The 18,871-nt window shown below is 69.4% G+C and carries 13 protein-coding genes; 12 read left to right on the top strand and 1 reads right to left on the bottom strand.

Annotation, left to right across the window (positions count from 1 at the left end; genetic code table 11):
* The first annotated feature begins 195 nt into the window (after positions 1-195).
* Genes ACPCXD_RS08350 through ACPCXD_RS08320 form a run of 7 tightly spaced genes read left to right on the top strand, consistent with a single transcriptional unit; the run spans position 196 to position 9,100 of the window.
* Positions 196-1,080, top strand: a complete 885-nt coding sequence (locus ACPCXD_RS08350) for an FAD binding domain-containing protein (protein ID WP_026061182.1) — start codon at positions 196-198, stop codon at positions 1,078-1,080.
* Positions 1,081-1,084: 4 nt separating this feature from the next.
* Positions 1,085-1,570: a (2Fe-2S)-binding protein gene (locus tag ACPCXD_RS08345; protein ID WP_088897393.1), complete on the top strand. Its 486-nt coding sequence runs from the start codon at positions 1,085-1,087 to the stop codon at positions 1,568-1,570.
* Entirely contained in the window at positions 1,570-3,963 is a 2,394-nt protein-coding gene (locus ACPCXD_RS08340; RefSeq protein ID WP_088897392.1) for an aerobic carbon-monoxide dehydrogenase large subunit, read from the top strand. Before ACPCXD_RS08345 ends, ACPCXD_RS08340 begins: the two co-directional genes overlap by 1 nt.
* Before the next feature lie 46 nt (positions 3,964-4,009).
* Positions 4,010-4,921: an XdhC family protein gene (locus ACPCXD_RS08335; RefSeq protein ID WP_145691851.1), complete on the top strand. Its 912-nt coding sequence runs from the start codon at positions 4,010-4,012 to the stop codon at positions 4,919-4,921.
* On the top strand, positions 4,918-5,817 hold the full coding sequence (locus tag ACPCXD_RS08330; RefSeq protein ID WP_016692461.1) for an AAA family ATPase: 900 nt from the start codon (positions 4,918-4,920) through the stop codon (positions 5,815-5,817). The genes ACPCXD_RS08335 and ACPCXD_RS08330 overlap by 4 nt, the downstream gene beginning before the upstream one ends.
* Positions 5,814-7,061 carry a vWA domain-containing protein gene (locus ACPCXD_RS08325; RefSeq protein WP_423659171.1) on the top strand — a complete coding sequence of 416 codons (1,248 nt, stop codon included), beginning with the start codon at positions 5,814-5,816 and terminating at the stop codon, positions 7,059-7,061. The genes ACPCXD_RS08330 and ACPCXD_RS08325 overlap by 4 nt, the downstream gene beginning before the upstream one ends.
* A 5-nt stretch (positions 7,062-7,066) precedes the next feature.
* Positions 7,067-9,100: a bifunctional copper resistance protein CopD/cytochrome c oxidase assembly protein gene (locus ACPCXD_RS08320; protein ID WP_423659169.1), complete on the top strand. Its 2,034-nt coding sequence runs from the start codon at positions 7,067-7,069 to the stop codon at positions 9,098-9,100.
* 76 nt (positions 9,101-9,176) lie between these two features.
* On the opposite strand, the gene ACPCXD_RS08315 is transcribed toward ACPCXD_RS08320, so the two are convergent.
* Entirely contained in the window at positions 9,177-10,031 is an 855-nt protein-coding gene (locus tag ACPCXD_RS08315) for a TspO-related membrane protein (RefSeq protein ID WP_423659167.1), read from the bottom strand.
* Positions 10,032-10,154: 123 nt separating this feature from the next.
* Between ACPCXD_RS08315 and ACPCXD_RS08310 the strand changes: the two genes are divergently transcribed.
* The 5 genes from ACPCXD_RS08310 (at position 10,155) to ACPCXD_RS08290 (ending at position 18,864) form a co-directional block, all read left to right on the top strand.
* Positions 10,155-11,258 carry a lipase family protein gene (locus ACPCXD_RS08310; protein ID WP_423659214.1) on the top strand — a complete coding sequence of 368 codons (1,104 nt, stop codon included), beginning with the start codon at positions 10,155-10,157 and terminating at the stop codon, positions 11,256-11,258.
* A gap of 164 nt (positions 11,259-11,422) precedes the next feature.
* Positions 11,423-13,096, top strand: a complete 1,674-nt coding sequence (ettA, locus tag ACPCXD_RS08305; protein ID WP_026061184.1) for an energy-dependent translational throttle protein EttA — start codon at positions 11,423-11,425, stop codon at positions 13,094-13,096.
* Positions 13,089-13,508: an acyl-CoA thioesterase gene (locus ACPCXD_RS08300; protein WP_423659165.1), complete on the top strand. Its 420-nt coding sequence runs from the start codon at positions 13,089-13,091 to the stop codon at positions 13,506-13,508. Before ettA ends, ACPCXD_RS08300 begins: the two co-directional genes overlap by 8 nt.
* Before the next feature lie 103 nt (positions 13,509-13,611).
* Positions 13,612-18,426, top strand: coding sequence for an NAD-glutamate dehydrogenase (locus tag ACPCXD_RS08295; RefSeq protein WP_423659163.1), 4,815 nt, complete (start codon positions 13,612-13,614; stop codon positions 18,424-18,426).
* A gap of 3 nt (positions 18,427-18,429) precedes the next feature.
* The gene (locus tag ACPCXD_RS08290; protein ID WP_060651145.1) at positions 18,430-18,864 is read left to right on the top strand and encodes an acyl-CoA thioesterase; all 435 of its coding nucleotides are present in this window, start codon (positions 18,430-18,432) and stop codon (positions 18,862-18,864) included.
* Positions 18,865-18,871 lie beyond the last annotated feature (7 nt).

Here is an 18,871-nt window from a genome sequence, read left to right as displayed (position 1 = left end):
CCGTTCGCGCCGCCGAGGGCTCCTGACGAGCGCGGTTCGGCTCTCGACCCGCCGGCGCGGACATGGGGGTTCGGTCCAGATCGTCCGTTTCGACCCGCGGACCGTGGCTCGGGGCTAACCTGGGCGCCGAAGGGGGAAGTGCGGACGGATCGGCGGGGGAAAACCGATGCGTCCGCCCGAGGGTGGGAGTTCTTCATGCAGGTTCCTGGCCCGTTCGAATACGCGCGCGCAACCGGAGTGGAGCACGCCGTCGAGCTGCTCGACCGGCACGGAGAAGGTGCCCGCGTCGTCGCCGGCGGACACAGCCTTCTTCCGATGATGAAACTGCGGCTCGCGAATCCGGAATACCTGATCGACATCAACGACCTCGGGGACGAACTCGACCACATCACGGTCGAACCCGAGGTCGTTCGCATCGGTGCCCTCGTGCGCCACCGTCGGCTGCTCGAATCCGACGAACTCGCCGAGATCTTTCCGATCTTCCGGGACGCGGAGAAGGTCATCGCCGATCCGATCGTCCGCAACCGCGGGACCCTCGGAGGGTCGATCTGCCAGGCCGACCCCGCCGAGGATTTGTCCACCGTGTGCGCCGTGCTCGGCGCGACGTGCGTCGTCCGCGGCCCGGCGGGGGTGCGTGAACTCGCCTTCGACGACTTCCACCTCGGTGCCTACGAGACGGCGGTCGCCCCGAACGAGTTGCTCGTCGAGGTGCGACTGCCGCGGAAGGGCACCGCCTCGAGCGCGTACGAGAAGGTCGAGCGTCGCGCGGGGGACTGGGCGGTGGCCGCGGCGGGCGCCGCGCTGTGGATGGCGGACGACGGACGCATCACCGACGCGCGTGTCGGGCTGACGGCCGTGCGCCCCGACGAGGCGGCACTGTCGAGGGTGTCCGAGCTGTTGCGCGGCTCGCCGCCCTCGGAGGAACTCTTCCGCGAGGCGGGCGCCGCGGCCGCGTCGGCATGCGATCCCGAGACCGATCAGCGCGGCACCGCCGCCTACAAGCGTCACCTCGCATCGGAGTTGACGGTGCGGGCCCTGCGCCGATCCGCCGAACGTCTCGGCGTCACCGAAAGGGTGTGAACCGATGCAGATCTCGATGACGGTCAACGGCGAGAGCGTCACCGCCGACGTCGAACCCCGGACACTGCTCGTGCACTTCCTGCGCGACCACCTCGGTCTGACCGGAACGCACTGGGGATGCGACACGAGCAACTGCGGAACGTGTGTCGTCGCCGTGGACGGCGAACCGGTGAAGTCGTGCACGACGCTGGCGGTCATGGCCGCGGGCCACGAGGTGCTCACCGTCGAGGGACTCGAACGCGACGGTGTCCTCGACCCCGTGCAGGAAGGCTTCGTGCGCTGCCACGGACTGCAGTGCGGCTTCTGCACCCCGGGAATGATGATCACCGCCCGGGCCCTGCTCGATCGCGATCCCGACCCCGACGAGGCGACGATCCGCGAGGCGATCTCCGGGCAGATCTGCCGCTGCACCGGCTACACCACCATCGTCCGGTCGGTCCGGTGGGCCGCCGAACACTCCTCGAAGGCGCAACCCACGGAGGTGTCGTGATGACCGCCGTCGAACCGGACACACGCCCGGAGGAACAGGACAACGATCGCAAGCCGTGTGGTCACGGCCGGATGCTGCGCAAGGAGGACCCGCGATTCGTGCGCGGACGCGGCAACTACGTCGACGACGTCCGGCTGCCCGGCATGCTGCATCTCGCGGTGCTCCGCTCGCCGGTCGCGCATGCCCGCATCAACGGCATCGACACGTCCGCCGCCCTCGCGCACCCGAAGGTGCGGGCGGTGATCACGGGTGCCGACCTGGCCGAGAAGGGCCTGGCCTGGATGCCGACGCTGTCGAACGACGTGCAGGCCGTGCTGGCCACCGACAAGGTGCGCTTCCACGGTCAGGAAGTCGCCTTCGTCGTCGCCGACGATCACTACTCGGCGCGCGACGCCCTCGAACTGATCGACGTCGACTACGAGATGCTCGACCCGGTCGTCGACGTGCGCACGGCCCTGTCGCCCGAGGCGCCGGTGATCCGGACCGATCTGGACGGCAAGACCGACAACCACTGCTTCGACTGGGAAGCCGGCGACGCGGCGGCGACCGACGCGGTCTTCGCGAAGGCCGACGTCGTCACCCGGCAGGAGATCGTCTATCCGCGGGTGCATCCCGCCCCGATGGAGACCTGCGGTGCGGTCGCCGACTACGACCGGATCTCCGGGAAGCTGACGCTCTGGTCCACCACGCAGGCCCCGCACGCCCACCGCACGCTGTACGCGCTGGTCGCGGGTCTGCCCGAGCACAAGATCCGCGTCATCTCACCCGACATCGGCGGGGGATTCGGCAACAAGGTCCCCATCTACCCCGGCTATGTCGGGGCGATCGTGGCGTCGCTGGTCACCGGGCATCCGGTGAAGTGGATGGAGGACCGCAGCGAGAACCTCATGAGCACCGGCTTCGCGCGCGACTACATCATGGTCGGCGAGATCGCGGCGACGAAGGAAGGCCGCATCCTCGCCATCCGGTCGCAGGTCCTCGCCGACCACGGTGCCTTCAACGCCACCGCCGCCCCGGTGAAATATCCGGCCGGCTTCTTCGGTGTGTTCACCGGCAGCTACGACATCGAGGCCGCCTACTGCCACATGACGGCCGTCTACACGAACAAGGCGCCCGGCGGCGTCGCCTACGCCTGCTCGTTCCGCATCACCGAGGCCGTGTACTTCGTCGAACGGCTCGTCGACTGCCTCGCCTACGACCTCGACATGGACCCGGCGGAACTGCGCCTGAAGAACCTCCTGCGACCCGAGCAGTTCCCCTACACGAGCAAGACCGGCTGGAAGTACGACTCGGGCGACTACGAGACCACCATGCGCAAGGCCATGGACATCGTCGGTTACGACGAACTGCGCCGCGAGCAGGCCGAACGCCGCGCTCGGGGTGAGCTGATGGGTATCGGCATGTCGTTCTTCACCGAGGCCGTCGGAGCCGGTCCGCGCAAGGACATGGACATCCTCGGTCTCGGCATGGCCGACGGGTGCGAACTGCGTGTCCATCCCACCGGCAAGGCCGTCGTGAGGTTGTCGGTGCAGTCGCAGGGACAGGGGCACGAGACGACCTTCGCGCAGATCGTCGCGGAGGAGATCGGCATCCCGCCCGACGACATCGACGTCGTGCACGGCGACACCGACAACACCCCGTTCGGGCTCGGCACCTACGGGAGTCGCTCGACACCGGTGTCCGGGGCGGCCGCCGCGCTCGTCGCGCGGAAGGTGCGCGACAAGGCGAAGATCATCGCCGCCGGCATGCTCGAGGTCTCGGTCGCCGACCTCGAATGGGAGAAGGGCCGCTTCCACGTGAAGGGCGACCCGGGAGCGTCGGTGACCATCCAGGACATCGCGATGCGCGCCCACGGTGCCGGCGACCTGCCCGAGGGTCTCGAAGGCGGTCTCGAGGCGCAGATCTGCTACAACCCCGAGAACCTCACCTATCCGTACGGTGCCTACTTCTGCGTCGTCGACGTCGATCCTGGTACCGCGCAGGTGAAGATCCGCCGGTTCCTGGCCGTGGACGACTGCGGCACCCGCATCAACCCGATGATCATCGAGGGCCAGGTGCACGGTGGCATCGTCGACGGGATCGGTATGGCCCTGATGGAGATGATCGCGTTCGACGAGAACGGCACCTGCCTGGGCGGGTCGTTCATGGACTACCTGATCCCCACGGCCCTCGAGGTGCCGACGCTCGAGACGGCGTTCACCGTCACCCCGTCGCCGCACCATCCGATCGGCGCGAAGGGCATCGGCGAATCCGCCACCGTCGGTTCGCCACCCGCGATCGTCAACGCGGTCGTCGATGCGTTGAAGCCGTTCGGCGTCCGGCACGCCGACATGCCGCTGACGCCGTCGCGGGTGTGGGAGGCCATGCAGGGTCGCGCGACCCCACCGATCTGAGCGACGCCACCGGACGATGCCAGTAGAACGATCGGAGGACGGGAACATGGATCTCGCGGTGCGGGCGAAGCAGTTGCGCAGTGAACGACGGCCGTTCGTCGAGGCGACGGTCGTGCGGGCACAGCCACCGACGTCCGCACACTCGGGCGACCGGGCACTCGTCCTCGCCGACGGCACGATCGAGGGGTTCGTCGGCGGGCAGTGCACCGAGAGTTCCGTGCGTGAGGCGTCCCGCACGGTGCTCGAACGAGGGGAGAGCATGCTCCTGCGGGTGCTGCCCGCCGGGGCCGGCGAGTTCCCCGACACCCCGGGAGCGACGATCGCGGTCAACCCGTGCATGTCCGGCGGGGCCACCGAGATCTTCCTCGAACCACGGATGCCCCCGATCGTGGTGGCCGTCTTCGGGGACTCGCCCGTCGCCGAAGCGGTAAGCGACTTCGCGCGGCGCGTCGACTACTCGGTGGAACCGATCCGCGGGACGCGCGTGCCCGCCGAGGCGTCGGTGGTGATCGTCGCGAGCCACGGGGGCGACGAGGCGACCGTGATTCGCGCGGCCCTCGACGCCGGAAGCCGATATGTCGGCCTGGTCGCGAGTCGCACCCGGGGCGCCGCGGTGCTCGACGAGGTGGAACCGACCGACGACGAGCGTGCCCGCATCCACACCCCGGCCGGCCTCGACATCGGTGCCCGCACCCCGGCCGAGATCGGCTTGTCGATCGTCGCCGATATCGTGCGTGTCGCGCGCAGCGGCGGGCTCGCCCGATCCTCCGAGGAGACCGGTCGACGCATCGAGGTGCCGCGGGAGACGGGCCCGAAACCGCGCACGGCCGTCGACCCGGTGTGCGGGATGACCGTCACGGTCACCGAGTCGACTCCGCACCTCGTCGTCGCCGGGCGGACGGTGTGGTTCTGCTGCCCGGGCTGCCGCCGCCGCTACGAGAAGGACGACGTGGCGTGACCGATCCGTCGTCCCCGGGCATCTTCACCGACGTCGACGACGTGGTCGCCAGGTTCGACGACCACGACCATCTGCTCGATCAGGGCACCGCCGCCGCGATCCACCTCGCGGTCGCGCTGGGCCGACCGTTGTTGCTCGAAGGCGAACCCGGGGTCGGCAAGACCACCGCCGCCAAGGTGCTCGCGCAGATTCTCGGCAGCCCGCTGATCCGGTTGCAGTGCTACGAGGGACTGTCGGTCGCCGAAGCTCTCTACGACTGGAACTATCAGCGTCAACTGCTCGCGATCCGGCTCGCCGAAGCGCGTGGCGAGGTTCCCGCCGAGGCCGATCTGTACTCCGAGGAGTACCTCCTCGAACGCCCCATCCTGCGCTGCGTCCGCCATCGCGGCGACAGACCCGCCGTCCTGCTCGTCGACGAGATCGACCGCGCCGACGACGAATTCGAGGCGCTGTTGCTCGAGTTCCTGGGGGAGTTCGCCGTGACCGTCCCCGAGCTCGGCACCCTCACCGCGACCCGCCCGCCCGTCGTGGTGCTCACCTCCAACCGGAGCCGCGACCTGCACGACGCACTGCGGAGGCGCTGCCTGTACCACTGGATCGACTTCCCCGACCGTGCCCGTGCGGTGGCGATCCTGCGGCGCACGGTGCCATCGGCGAATGTCGCGCTCGTCGAACGCGCCACGGATTTCGTCGCGGTGGCCCGCGGACTCGATCTCGACAAGGCGCCGGGGATCGCGGAGACCATCGACTGGGTGTCGGCGCTCGCGGCGCTCGGCGTCGCCGACCTCGTCCGGCCCGAAGCGGCGATGTCGCTCGCCGCACTGGCGAAGACCCCCGACGACGTCGATGCGCTGGGGGAAGCGCTGACCGGGTTCGTCTCCACCGAGGTGTCGTGAGCGCCCGGTTGCTTCCCGGGGTCGATCACGCGGCCTTCGCGGTCGGACTGGTCGACCGGCTCAGGTCCGCCGGGATCGTGGTGCCGGCGGACGGCGCGGCGACCTTCACGCGTGCGCTGCGCGTGTGCCCTCCGAGCACCCGGAGCCGGTTGTACTGGACGGCGCGGCTCACCCTCGTCGACCGGCACGAGAGCCTCGCCACCTTCGACGCGGTGTTCGACCGGGTCTTCGGCGACGCTCCGCTCCCACTCGACCCGCACGCCCGCCGCACCGGACCCGAGGACGACGGCACGCCCGCGGCGCCCACGACGGACGCGTCCCGTCTCGGGCGGGATGCTCCGGCCGGTGGCCACGACGTCCCGTGGGTCACGAGGACCGTCGTCGAATCGGCGGAGGGGGAGCGGGCGGCCGACCGGCCCGGCCGCGAGGTCGCGAGTGCGCTGGCGGAGATCGCCGACCAACGATTCGACGACCTCGACCCCGCACGACTCGCACTGCTCGAATCGTGGATCGAGGAGGCCGGCGTCCGATGGGCGACCCGCCGCACCCGGCGCCGGGTCGAACGCCACACCGGACGCGTCGACGTGCGGGCGAGCATCGCCGCCTCGCACAGCACCGGGTTCGAACCGCTCCGGTTGATCCGCACCCGTCCCGGTCGACGGCGGCGGCAGATCGTCGTCTTCTGCGATGTCAGCCGGTCGATGCGGCCCTACGTCGGGGTGTATCTGCATCTCGTCCGTGCTCTGGCACACACCGGAACGGCCGAGGTCTTCGTGTTCTCCACCACAGCGACGCGTGTGACGCCGGTCCTGCGGCACCGGTCGGTGGAGCAGGCGATCGACGTCGCCAACGACCGTGTGCGGACCCGGTTCGGGGGCACGCGCATCGCCGGATCCCTCGCCCAGGTGGTCACCTCCCATCACGGACACCTGCTGCGCGGAGCGATCGTCGTCGTCGCCTCGGATGGTTGGGACAGCGACGATCCCACCGCACTCGCCCACGTCCTGGCCAGGATCCGGCGTCGCGCGCACCGGGTGGTGTGGCTCAACCCGCGGGCGGGGCAGTCCGGTTTCACGCCCTCCACCGGGGCGATGTCCGCGGCGCTCCCGCACTGCGACGCGTTGGTGGCGGCCGACACACTCCTCGCGTTGCAGCACGCCGTCGACGTCGTCACATGCGCCGATTCCGGCCCCGGAGGGCTCCGACGGCGTGTCGTAGGTCATGGCGTGGACGTCCTACCCTGATAGGCATGGCAACATCCGAGCTCGCGTCTCCCGCGCAGCCTGCGGCGCCCGCCCCTACGAGGGGGAACCCGCCGGCACTGCTGATCCTCTTCGGCCTCCTCGCCGCCATCGTCGCGGCGTTCGCGGTCGGACTGTCCGCTGCGCAGGCTCTGGTGTTGCTCGGCATCCCCGATCCCGGTCCGCTCACCACCTACGGTCTTCCCGCGGTCCGTGCGATCTCCGAGATCGCGACCGTGATCACGATCGGATCGCTGTTCTTCGCGGCCTTCCTCGTGCCCCCGCAACGAGGGGGTGTGCTCGACGTCGGCGGCTACCGTGCCGTCCGGACCGCGGGCGTCGCGGCGACGGTGTGGGCGATCACCGCGGCGCTGATGGTGCCGCTGACCCTGTCCGACACGTCCGGCAGCCCGCTGAGCGAGGCCATCCGTCCGGAGAACCTCTTCTCGGCGCTCGGCCAGGTGGAAGTGTCGCTGGCCTGGGCCTGGACGACGGTGCTCGCCCTGATCACCGCCCTGCTGATCCGGCTCGCGGTGCGCTGGTCGTGGACGCCCTATCTGCTGCTGCTGTCGTTCATCGCGCTCATGCCGATCGCCCTGACCGGGCACTCCTCGTCGGGCGGTTCGCACGACATGGCGACCAACAGCCTCGTGCTGCACCTCGTCGCGGCGTCCGTCTGGGCGGGCGGGCTGTTCGCCCTGCTCGCGCATTCGATGCGGGGTGGCGAGCACACCGACATCGCGGCGCGGCGGTTCTCCTTCGTCGCCGGACTCGCCTTCGTCGTCATGGCCGTCAGCGGCATCATCAACGCCGCGGTCCGCATGTCGTTCGACGACCTGACCACGACCACCTACGGCCGGTTGCTGCTCGCGAAGATCGTCGCGCTCATCCTGCTCGGCATCTTCGGCTGGGCGCAGCGCCGCCGGGCACTGCCGGCCCTCGAGGCCGACCCCACCAACCGGTCCGCGCTCGTGCGGTTCACCCTCGTCGAGGCGTTCGTCCTCGCCGCGACGATCGGTCTGGCCGTGGGACTCGGCCGCACGCCCCCGCCGCCGCCGGCCTCGGTGCCGACGATCCAGGAGGTCGAGCTCGGCTACCAGCTCGACGTACCGCCGTCGTTCGTGAGCCTGTTCTTCGGCCAGTGGCGCTTCGACCTGATCTTCGGCACGGCTGCTCTCGTGTTCGCCGCCGCCTACGCCGTCGGACTGTGGACGCTGCGCAAGCGCGGCGACTCGTGGCCGGTCGGCCGGTCGATCGCCTGGTTCTCGGGTTGCTTCGTGCTGTTCGTCGCCACCAGTTCCGGCGTCGGGATGTACTCGCCGGCGATGTTCAGCGTGCACATGGGCGCGCACATGGCCCTGTCGATGCTCGCCCCGGTGCTCCTCGCGCTCGGTGGGGCGATGACCCTCGCCCTGCGTGCGTTCAAGCCGGCCGGACGCAACGCCCCTCCCGGACCGCGCGAATGGATCCTCGAGTTCCTGCACAGCCCGCCGTCGCGCTTCTTCACGCATCCGATCGTCGCGTCGGTCATGTTCGTAGGCGGCTTCTACGCCCTGTATCTCGGCGGGATCTTCTCCGCGACCATCGACAGCCACACCGCGCACGTCCTGATGAACCTGCACTTCCTGCTCAGCGGCTATCTCTTCTACTGGGTGGTGATCGGCGTCGACCCGTCACCGCGCGACCTGCAGCCCGTGACGAAGCTGGCCATGGTCTTCGGCTCGCTACCGTTCCACGCCTTCTTCGGCGTGACTCTCATGAGCATGGGCACGGTGATGGCCGAGAGCTACTACCGCGGCCTGGCACTGCCGTGGAACTACGACCTGTTCTCCGATCAGAAGGTCGGCGGCAGCATCGCGTGGTCGGCCGGCGAGATCCCGCTCGTGCTCGTGATGCTCGCCCTGCTCGTCCAGTGGTCGCGCAGCGACCGGCGCACGGCCCGGCGTGTCGACCGGGCCGCCGAGCGCGACGACGACGCCGACCTCGCGGCACACAACGCGATGTTCGCCGAGCTGGCGCGCCGCGACCGCGAGGGTCGCTGACCGCACCCGCCCCGGACGTGCACATCTCGTCGCGACACGCCGAAACGGACCGACGAGACGTGCACGTCCGAGGAGATCAGGCCGTTGCTGTCGTGCGGGTGGGGGAGCGCTCGGCGCCGATACGGATCACCACGGTGGCCACGACCGCGATGACCGCGGCCGTCACGGCGGCGACCGCTGCGGGCGTGGACACCAGCCCACCGTCACCCGTGCGGGCGACCGCGATCCATGCCAGACCCCACACGAGCGCGCCGGTGACGGCCAGCCGGCCCCGGCCCGCAGTCGCGAGGAGGACGGAGACGGCCGCGACGACGACCAGCACGATGATCGCCCACACGTCGGCTCCCCAGCCGAACGGATCGATGTCCTCGTAACGCAGGGCCGCGGAGGTGTTGGCGACGGTCGCCACCGACACCCAGCCCAGGTAGACGAACATCGTGCCGTCGACGACCACCGCTTCGAGCCTGCTCGACGGCAGCACGCGCGTGAAGATCAGGAACACCCGGACGAGCACCGCGAGCAGCGCGACGATCACCACGACACTCAGCCAGACCTGGTCGAACTGGATCGCCGTGATCCACGCGGCGTTGAGCAGCATCGATGCGGCGATCCACCAGCCCGCCGCACGCTGCCGCGGATCGGTGTGGTTCGCCGGCAGCGCCTGCCACACCGCGAGCGCGAGCAGACCGGCGTAGATGAGGGTCCAGATCGAGAAGGCCGGGCCGCCGGGAGCGACCGCTGTGGCATCCGCCGACAACGCACCACCCGCGGCCTCCGCGACCGGCGTCCCACCGGCCGCACCCGAACCGAAGAACGACACCACGACGGCAAGCGGAGCGCTCACCGCCACGGCCACGACGCGGGCGATGTCGCGACCGGTGCGGGTCGCGGGAGATGTGGCGGGCGCGGATCCGTGGGAGTGGGATGTCATGCCGGGAGGGTGCCCGTCCTGCGGATCACTCAATCCCGGTCCGGCGAATCGGACGAATGCGGACGTAGCGGCCGCACGGCCCGTATCGTCCACGACGTGACCCGTACCGCGCGTGTCCCGGCCCTGCTGCTCACCTGTGCCCTGGCACTGCTGACACCACTCCTCGCACCTCCCGCGGTGCATGCAAGTCCGGCGCCGGGGACCGTCGTCGATGTCGCTCCGCTCGAGCCCGGGCTGTCGCTGCCCGGCGCGTCCTCGGCGCGGACCCTGGCCTACACGACGCAGTGGCGCAGCGGCGCTCCCATCACCGCGACCGGGGCATTGTTCCTTCCCCACGGCACGCCTCCCGAGGGAGGGTGGCCCATCGTTGCGTGGGCGCACGGCACCGTCGGCCTCGACGACTCGTGCGCACCCTCGCGGCTGCCGCGCACACCGCGCGACACCGCCTATCTCGACCACTGGCTCGGGCAGGGCTACGCCGTCGTGGCGGCCGACTATCCGGGTCTCGGGTCGGACGGACTGCACCGCTATCTGGACGGGCAGAGCGCCGCGAACAGCGTCATCGACATCGTGCGGGCAGGACGCGCCGTCGAACCGTCGCTGTCCGACCGCTGGGTCGTGATCGGCCAGTCGCAGGGCGGGCACACCGGTCTGCACACCGCGCAGGCCGCGACCGCCCGCGCACCCGAACTGGACTTCCGCGGGACGCTCACGACCGGCGCCCCGTCCAACCTCGAGTACCTGTTCCCGCTCGGATTCCCGGGCTTCCCCGATCTCGGCCTCGACGGACTCACCGCCTTCGCCGCCTACATCTTCGCGGGCCTGCGCGCCGCCGATCCCGCCCTGGACCTCGACGGATACCTCACGCCCCTCGGCCGGGAGATCGTCGACGCCGCCGAACACCTCTGCTACGACGACCTGATCGACCGGTACGGCGAGGTCGGCATCGGTGAGGTCCTCGCCCGACCGCTGAACGACGACCGGTTCCGTGCGGCGTTCACCGACTACCTCGCCGTGCCGACCGCCGGATACGACCGGCCGCTGTTCCTCGCCCAGGGCCTGCGCGACACGACGGTGCCCGCCCCTCTCGCGTTCAAGCTGATCGCGGATCTGTGGGCCGGTGGTGCGAACGCGCAGTTCAGGACGTATCCGACGGGGCATTCGGAGACGATGTTCGCGTCGCTGCCCGACACCACAGGCTTCGTCGCGGAGCTACTGCGACCGTGACAGCTGCGCTGTTGCGATCTTGACAGCTGCGCTGTTGCGACCCCGACAGCGGAGCTGCTGCGACCCCGGCAACTGCTCCGGCACCTGCCGGACTCCGGCGCCGGCCCCACCTGTCGTGCTCGCACGATGTGGGTTATCGACCGTCGACCGATACGCTGGTGGTCATGGCGGAGTTCATTTACACGATGAAGAAGGTGCGCAAGGCGCACGGTGACAAGGTCATCCTCGATGACGTCACCATGAGCTTCTACCACGGCGCGAAGATCGGCGTCGTCGGACCCAACGGCGCGGGCAAGTCGTCGATTCTCAAGATCATGGCCGGGCTCGATCAGCCCAGCAACGGCGAGGCCTTCCTCGATCCGGAGGCCACCGTCGGCATCCTCCAGCAGGAGCCGCCCCTCAACGAGGAGAAGACGGTCCGGGAGAACGTCGAGGAGGGCCTCGGCGAGATCAAGGTCAAGCTCGACCGGTTCAACGAGATCGCCGAGCTCATGGCCACCGACTACTCCGACGAGCTGATGGAGGAGATGGGCAAGCTCCAGGAGGAGCTCGACCATGCCAACGCGTGGGATCTCGACTCGCAGCTCGAGCAGGCCATGGACGCTCTGCGCTGCCCTCCGCCGGACGAGCCCGTCACCCATCTCTCCGGTGGTGAGCGCCGCCGTGTCGCGCTGTGCAAGCTGCTGCTGAGCAAGCCCGACCTGCTGCTCCTCGACGAGCCCACCAACCACCTCGACGCCGAGTCGGTGCTGTGGCTCGAGCAGTTCCTCGCGTCCTACCCGGGCGCCGTGCTGGCCGTCACCCACGACCGGTACTTCCTCGATCACGTCGCGCAGTGGATCTGTGAGGTCGACCGCGGCAAGCTGCACCCCTACGAGGGCAACTACTCCACCTACCTGGAGAAGAAGGCCGAGCGTCTCGAGGTCCAGGGCAAGAAGGACCAGAAGCTGCAGAAGCGGCTCCGCGAGGAACTCGAGTGGGTCCGCTCCGGCGCCAAGGCCCGGCAGACGAAGAACAAGGCGCGTCTGGCCCGCTACGAGGAGATGGCAGCCGAGGCCGAGAAGTACCGCAAGCTCGACTTCGAGGAGATCCAGATCCCGACGCCGCCGCGTCTGGGCAACGTCGTGGTCGAGGTCGAGCACCTCGACAAGGGCTTCGACGGCCGCGTCCTGATCAAGGACCTGTCGTTCACGCTGCCGCGCAACGGCATCGTCGGTGTCATCGGCCCCAACGGCGTCGGCAAGACCACGCTGTTCAAGACCATCGTCGGTCTCGAGGAACCGGACAGCGGCACCGTCAAGGTCGGCGACACGGTCAAGCTGAGCTATGTCGACCAGAACCGCGCGAACATCGATCCGAAGAAGACGGTCTTCGAGGTGGTCTCCGACGGTCTAGACTTCATCGAGGTCGGGCAGAACGAGATGCCGTCGCGTGCGTACGTGAGCGCGTTCGGGTTCAAGGGCCCCGACCAGCAGAAGCCGGCCGGTGTGCTCTCCGGTGGTGAGCGCAACCGCCTGAACCTGGCGCTCACGCTCAAGGAGGGCGGCAACCTGATCCTCCTCGACGAGCCGACCAACGACCTCGACGTCGAGACCCTGTCGTCGCTCGAGAACGCGCTGCAGCAGTTCCCGGGCTGCGCCGTCGTGATCTCCCACGACCGCTGGTTCCTCGACCGCACCTGTACCCACATCCTGGCGTGGGAGGGCAACGTCGAAGAGGGCAAGTGGTTCTGGTTCGAGGGCAACTTCGAGGCCTACGAGGCGAACAAGGTCGAGCGTCTCGGAGCCGATGCGGCACGTCCGCACCGCGTCACGCATCGGAAGCTCACGCGTGACTGAGCACAACGGCCACCGGCCCTACCGGTGCCCGATCGAGGTGCGCTGGGGCGACTCCGACCGGCTCGGACACGTCAACAACGCCAAGGTCGTGGAGTACCTGCAGGAAGGACGCATCAAGTTCTTCCTGAGCGAGCTGCCGTCGCGCGACGCCGTTGTCGTCCGGAAGATGGACGTCGAGTTCCTGCGGCCGCTCAAGGACTCGTCGGCGCCGATCGAGGTCGAGACGACGGTGCTGCGTCTCGGCACGAGCTCGTTCACCGTGCGTCAGACGATCCTCGACCGGGAAGGCGTGGTGTGTGCCGTCGCCGACACCGTGCTCGTCGGCTTCGATCCCGGGACCGACACGTCCCGGTCACTGAGCGACGAGGTCCGGGCGGTGCTCGACCGGCACCGCATCCCCACTGCCGTCTGACCCGTCGGTTCCGACCCCCCCGACTGCGCGCCGCGGATAGGCTCGATCACGAGTCCGTCCGCGGCGCGCGGTGTATCCGCCCGACAGAGCAGGAGGGGTGCCGATGGCCGATCCGGCTGTGGCGCAGACACATTCAACGGGCAGTGATGCTCCCCCCGAGGCAGTCCTCGAGCGGATCTATCAAGGCTCCGGAGAATTCACCACCGACCACGGCGCGGCCGCGCTCGAGCACGTCCGCCTCGGTCGCCGCCGCGCACCGGACACCGCTGTCGTCGGCGTGCGCCGCACCGACGGCATGGGTGTCGCCGTGCAGATCGTCACCGACGACATGCCGCTGCTCGTCGAATCGGTGCTGGCACTGCTCTCCCGGCTGGGTGTCTCGGTGGGGACGGTCATCCACCCCGTCCTGTCGGCGCGTCGCACCGCCGAGGGCGACCTCGAGAGCCTGGCCGACGAAGGCGGACGGGCCTCGGGCGGAGCCGCCGAATCGTGGATGCACATCGAGTTGCGTGGGCCCGTCGACGACGAGTCGGTCGAGGAGATCGATCACGGCCTTCGGCGCGTGCTGTCCGACGTGCGGCAGGTGGCGTCGGATTCCAGGGAGATGCACGCTCTGCAGCGCGACCTCGCGGACGCGCTCGACGGCCTGGCCGCCGATCCGCCCGCGCAGTACACGGCCGACCAGCTCACCGAGACCGCCGAGCTGTTGCGGTGGTTGAGCGGCGGGAACTTCACCCTCCTCGGCTACCGCCGCTACGACTTCGTGCCCGACGGCGGCGACGACCACGCGCGTGCGACTCCCGTACCCGGCAGTGGCAGGGGAGTGCTGCGCACGGACGCCTCGGTCGCGGACCCGCTCGACCTGCCCGGTGAGGTCGGCACGGGCCGCCGCCCGCTGCTCGTACTCACCCAGGGCGCGCTTCCCGCCACCGTGCACCGGTCCGTCTACCCGTACTTCGTCGGCGTCGCCCGACTCGACGCCGACGGCGCGGTCGTCGGAGAGGACCGTTTCCTCGGTGTCCTCACGGTGACCGCTCTGCACGAGAACATCCTCGACATCCCTGTGGTGTCGCGCCGGGTGCGGGAGGTCGTCGCGCGGGCGCGGGTCGAGCTGTCGTCCTACAGCGGTCAGGCGATGCTCGAGATCATGCAGACGGTGCCCCGCGCGGAACTGTTCTCGATGGACACCGACACCCTCTATGAGACCGTCACCGCGGTGGTCGACATCCGCCGGCAGGTGCGGTTGTTCGTCCGCGTCGACACCTACGGGCGATACATCTCGTGCCTGGTCTACCTGCCGCGTGACCGCTACACGACGAAGGTGCGCGTGGCGATCCAGGACATCCTGTTGCGCGAGTTCGGCGGCGGCGTACTCGACTACACCGCGCGTGTCTCCGAACGCGACCTCGCGTTGCTGCATGTGACCATCCGGTTCTCCGGTCGCGTGCGTCGCGAGGTGGACACCTCCGAGGACAACCGTCTGCGGATCCAGGCGATGCTCGCGGAGGTGACCCGCAACTGGGCCGATCGGCTCGGTGAGGCGGCGGCCGCGACAGGCGATCTCGATCCGTTGCTGGTGCAGCGGTACTCCGAGGTCGTGCCCGAGGCGTACAAGGAGGACTTCGGATCCGAACGCGCCCTGGACGACCTGCGGCGTCTGGAAAGGCTCGACTCCGGTGATCTCGACACGCACCTGTACCGGCCGGGATCCGACGATCCGTTGTCGTTGCGCTTCACCCTGTACGTCGCGGACGAGACGGTCACCCTCGGCCGTATCCTCCCGGTGTTGCAGAGCCTCGGCGTGGAGGTCGTCGACGAGCGACCCTACCGGCTGCCACGATCGGACGGAATCGACTGCTGGATCTACGATTTCGGTCTCTGCCTGCCCGAGGACATCGAGCCCGACATCGTCGAGACCGACCCGACGCTGGCGGGTCGTCTCACCGACACCTTCACCGTGGCCTGGCGGGGTGCGGTCGAGACCGACCGGTTCAATCAGCTCGTGCTGCGCGCCGGGCTCACCTGGAGGCAGGTCGTGCTCCTCCGGGCCTACGCGAAGTACCTGCGCCAGACCGAATTCCCGTACAGCCAGTACAACATCGAAGGTGTGCTGCTCGGCGCCCCGAGCACCGCGGCCCTGCTCGTCGGACTGTTCGAGTCCCGGTTCGATCCGGAGAACGCCTCCGCCGAACGCGAACAGCAGATCGCCGAGGAACTCACGACGATGATCGCGGAGGTGACCGCACTGGCCACCGACCGCATCCTCCGGGGGCTGTTCTCCTTGATCCGTGCCACCCTGCGCACCAACTTCCACGTGGCCGGCGGGATCGGGCACGAGCGTCCGGACGGCCGGGCGTTGTCACTCAAGTTCGAGCCGCGGCGGATCGCCGAACTACCCCAACCGCGACCGGCTTTCGAGGTGTTCGTCTACGCCCCGGCCGTCGAGGGCGTCCACATGCGGTTCGGTCCCGTCGCCCGCGGTGGTCTGCGCTGGTCGGACCGCCGGGAGGACTTCCGTACCGAGGTGCTCGGCCTGGTCAAGGCGCAGGCCGTGAAGAACGCGGTGATCGTGCCTGTGGGGGCGAAGGGCGGCTTCGTCGTCAAGCACTCGCCCCGTCCGACCGGCGACGCCGAGGCGGATCGTCGTGCCGTCCGCGAGCGCGGCGAACGGTGCTACCGGTGCTTCATCGCCGGTCTGCTCGACATCACCGACAACCTCGACGCCGCCCGCAACGAGACGGTCCCGCCGCAACGGGTCGTGCGTCACGACAGCGACGACCCGTATCTCGTGGTGGCCGCGGACAAGGGCACCGCCTCGTTTTCCGATCTCGCGAATTCCGTTGCGGCGGAATACGGCTACTGGCTCGGCGACGCGTTCGCCTCCGGTGGCTCCGCCGGCTACGACCACAAGGAGATGGGCATCACCGCGCGCGGTGCGTGGGAGAGCGTCCGGCGTCACTTCCGCGAACTCGGATCCGACCCGCAGACGGACGATTTCACCGTGGTCGGCATCGGCGACATGAGCGGCGACGTCTTCGGAAACGGCATGCTGCTCAGCCGGCACATCAGGCTCGTCGCGGCCTTCGACCATCGGCACATCTTCCTCGATCCCGATCCCGATCCCGATCCGGAGCGGTCGTTCGAGGAACGGCGCCGGTTGTTCGAACTGCCGAGGTCGTCGTGGAAGGACTACTCGGCAGAGCTCATCGCGGCCGGGGGCGGGGTGTGGGACCGGACGGCCAAGTCGGTGCCCGTCGGTCCCGAGGTGCGGGCGGTGCTCGACCTGCCCGACGACGTCACGGAACTCCCACCGCCCGAACTGATCCGCGCGATCCTGCGCGCACCCGTCGACCTGCTGTGGAACGGCGGTGTCGGCACCTACGTGAAGGCGTCGACGGAGACCCACGCGGACGTGGGGGACAAGAGCAACGACGGCGTGCGCGTCGACGGGCGGGAGGTGCGCGCCCGAGTCGTGGGCGAGGGCGGCAATCTCGGTGTCACGCAACGCGGCCGCATCGAGTTCGCCCGTGCCGGCGGGAAGATCAACACCGACGCGATCGACAACTCGGCCGGTGTCGACAGCTCCGACCACGAGGTCAACATCAAGATCCTCCTCGATGCCATGGTGACCGCCGGTGAACTGGAGGCAGAGGACCGCAATCCGCTGCTCGCGTCGATGACCGACGACGTCGCCGAACTCGTTCTGGCCGACAACATCTCCCAGAACGCCGTGCTCGGACTCGAGCGGGCCGTCGCGCCGTCCCTGCTGGGGGTGCATCGTCGGCTGCTCGCGGCTCTCGAACTCGATCGCGGTCTCGACCGCGACCTCGAGGCCCTGCCCGACGAGGCCGAGTTCGACCGTCGTGAAGCGGCGGGGGAAGGATTGACGTCGCCCGAACTGTCGCAGCTCCTCGCCCACGTCAAACTCGCCCTCGTCGACGACCTGCTCGCCACGGATCTGCCCGACAGCGAGACCTTCGCGGCGATCCTCCCCGCCTACTTCCCGTCCGCGCTGCGCGAGCGGTTCCGGGCCGGGATCCGGGCGCATCCGCTGCGCCGGCAGATCGTCGCGACCATGCTGGCCAACACCACCGTCGACAACGGCGGCCCCACCTACGTCTACCGGCTCGCCGAGGAGGCCGGGGCGACAGCGACCGACGCCATCCGCGCCTACGCCGCCGTCACCACCATCTTCGGGTTGCCGGCGCTGTGGGACGAGATCCGGGCCGCCGGGCTGCCCGTCGACATCGAGGACGACCTGCTGCTCGAATCCCGCCGCGTGCTCGACCGGGCGTCGCGCCGGCTCCTCGCCACGCGGCCGCAGCCCCTCGCGGTCGGTGCCGAGATCAGTCGCTACCGCGACGCCTTCGCGCGTCTCGCCCCGCGGGTCGCGGAGTGGATGCGCGGGCACCACGCCGAGGACTTCGTGCGCCGCACCCGTCCGCTCCTCGAGCGGGGAGCACCGGAGGAGCTGACAGGTGTCGTCTTCCGGCTCCTCGACCAGTTCCCGTTGCTCGACGTCATCGACATCGCCGACATCGAACAACGCGACGAGGCGGAGGTCGCCGACCTCTACTACGCCCTCGACGCGCGACTCGGCGTCGACCGCCTGCTCACGGCGGTCTCCGGTCTCGAACGGGGCGACCGCTGGCATTCGCTGGCGCGACTCGCGCTGCGCGACGACCTGTACGGCTCGCTGCGTTCGCTCGTCCTCGACGTGCTCGCCGGCGCCGAACCCGGGGAATCGACCGAGGAGATGATCGAGGACTGGGAGTCGTCCAATGGATCCAAGCTCGTCCGTGCGAGGGCGGCGCTCGAGGAGATCTTCGCGTCTGGAAGTCTGGACCTCGCCACCTTGTCGGTGGCGGCACGACAGATCAGGGGCATGGTGCGCACGGGCGCATCCGATCGGAGGTAACGAGTGAGCGGTGCGGGCGAACAGTTCGGTTTCCACACCGAGGTGATGGTGCGGTGGTCCGACATGGACGTCTTCCAGCACATCAACCACGCGCGGATGGTCACGCTCCTCGAGGAAGCACGGATCCCGTGGCTGTTCGCCGACGGTCGCCCCACCCGCGACCTGCGCGAAGGCGCCGTCATCGCCGACCTCCACGTGCGTTATCGCGGGCAGTTGCGCCACGACGACGGCCCGCTCGACGTGCTGATGTGGACCGAGAAGGTGCGGGCCGTCGACTTCACGATCGGGTACGAGGTGCGGCCGAGCGGTGCCCCGGTCGACTCGGCGCCGGCGGTGGTCGCGTCCACCCAGATCGCGGCGTTCGACATCGAGACCCAGCGCCTGCGCCGGCTCAGCGACGACGAACGCGAGTTCCTGCGTCAGTGGCAGCGCAGTTGACGAGGCC

It is taken from the genome of Rhodococcus sp. AB351, assembly GCF_049538275.1.
Taxonomy (GTDB): Bacteria; Actinomycetota; Actinomycetes; order Mycobacteriales; family Mycobacteriaceae; genus Rhodococcus.
The sequence above is the reverse complement of the archived record's forward strand: the minus strand, read 5'-3'. Positions and strand labels throughout refer to the sequence as shown.

Excerpts from the sequence above, each read along its gene's own strand:
- ACPCXD_RS08350 (WP_026061182.1), top strand. The coding sequence starts at position 196 with ATGCAGGTTCCTGGCCCGTTCGAATACGCGCGCGCAACCGGAGTGGAG.
- ACPCXD_RS08345 (WP_088897393.1), top strand. The coding sequence starts at position 1,085 with ATGCAGATCTCGATGACGGTCAACGGCGAGAGCGTCACCGCCGACGTC.
- ACPCXD_RS08340 (WP_088897392.1), top strand. The coding sequence starts at position 1,570 with ATGACCGCCGTCGAACCGGACACACGCCCGGAGGAACAGGACAACGAT.
- ACPCXD_RS08335 (WP_145691851.1), top strand. The coding sequence starts at position 4,010 with ATGGATCTCGCGGTGCGGGCGAAGCAGTTGCGCAGTGAACGACGGCCG.
- ACPCXD_RS08320 (WP_423659169.1), top strand. The coding sequence starts at position 7,067 with ATGGCAACATCCGAGCTCGCGTCTCCCGCGCAGCCTGCGGCGCCCGCC.
- ACPCXD_RS08315 (WP_423659167.1), bottom strand. The coding sequence starts at position 10,031 with ATGACATCCCACTCCCACGGATCCGCGCCCGCCACATCTCCCGCGACC.
- ettA (WP_026061184.1), top strand. The coding sequence starts at position 11,423 with ATGGCGGAGTTCATTTACACGATGAAGAAGGTGCGCAAGGCGCACGGT.
- ACPCXD_RS08295 (WP_423659163.1), top strand. The coding sequence starts at position 13,612 with ATGGCCGATCCGGCTGTGGCGCAGACACATTCAACGGGCAGTGATGCT.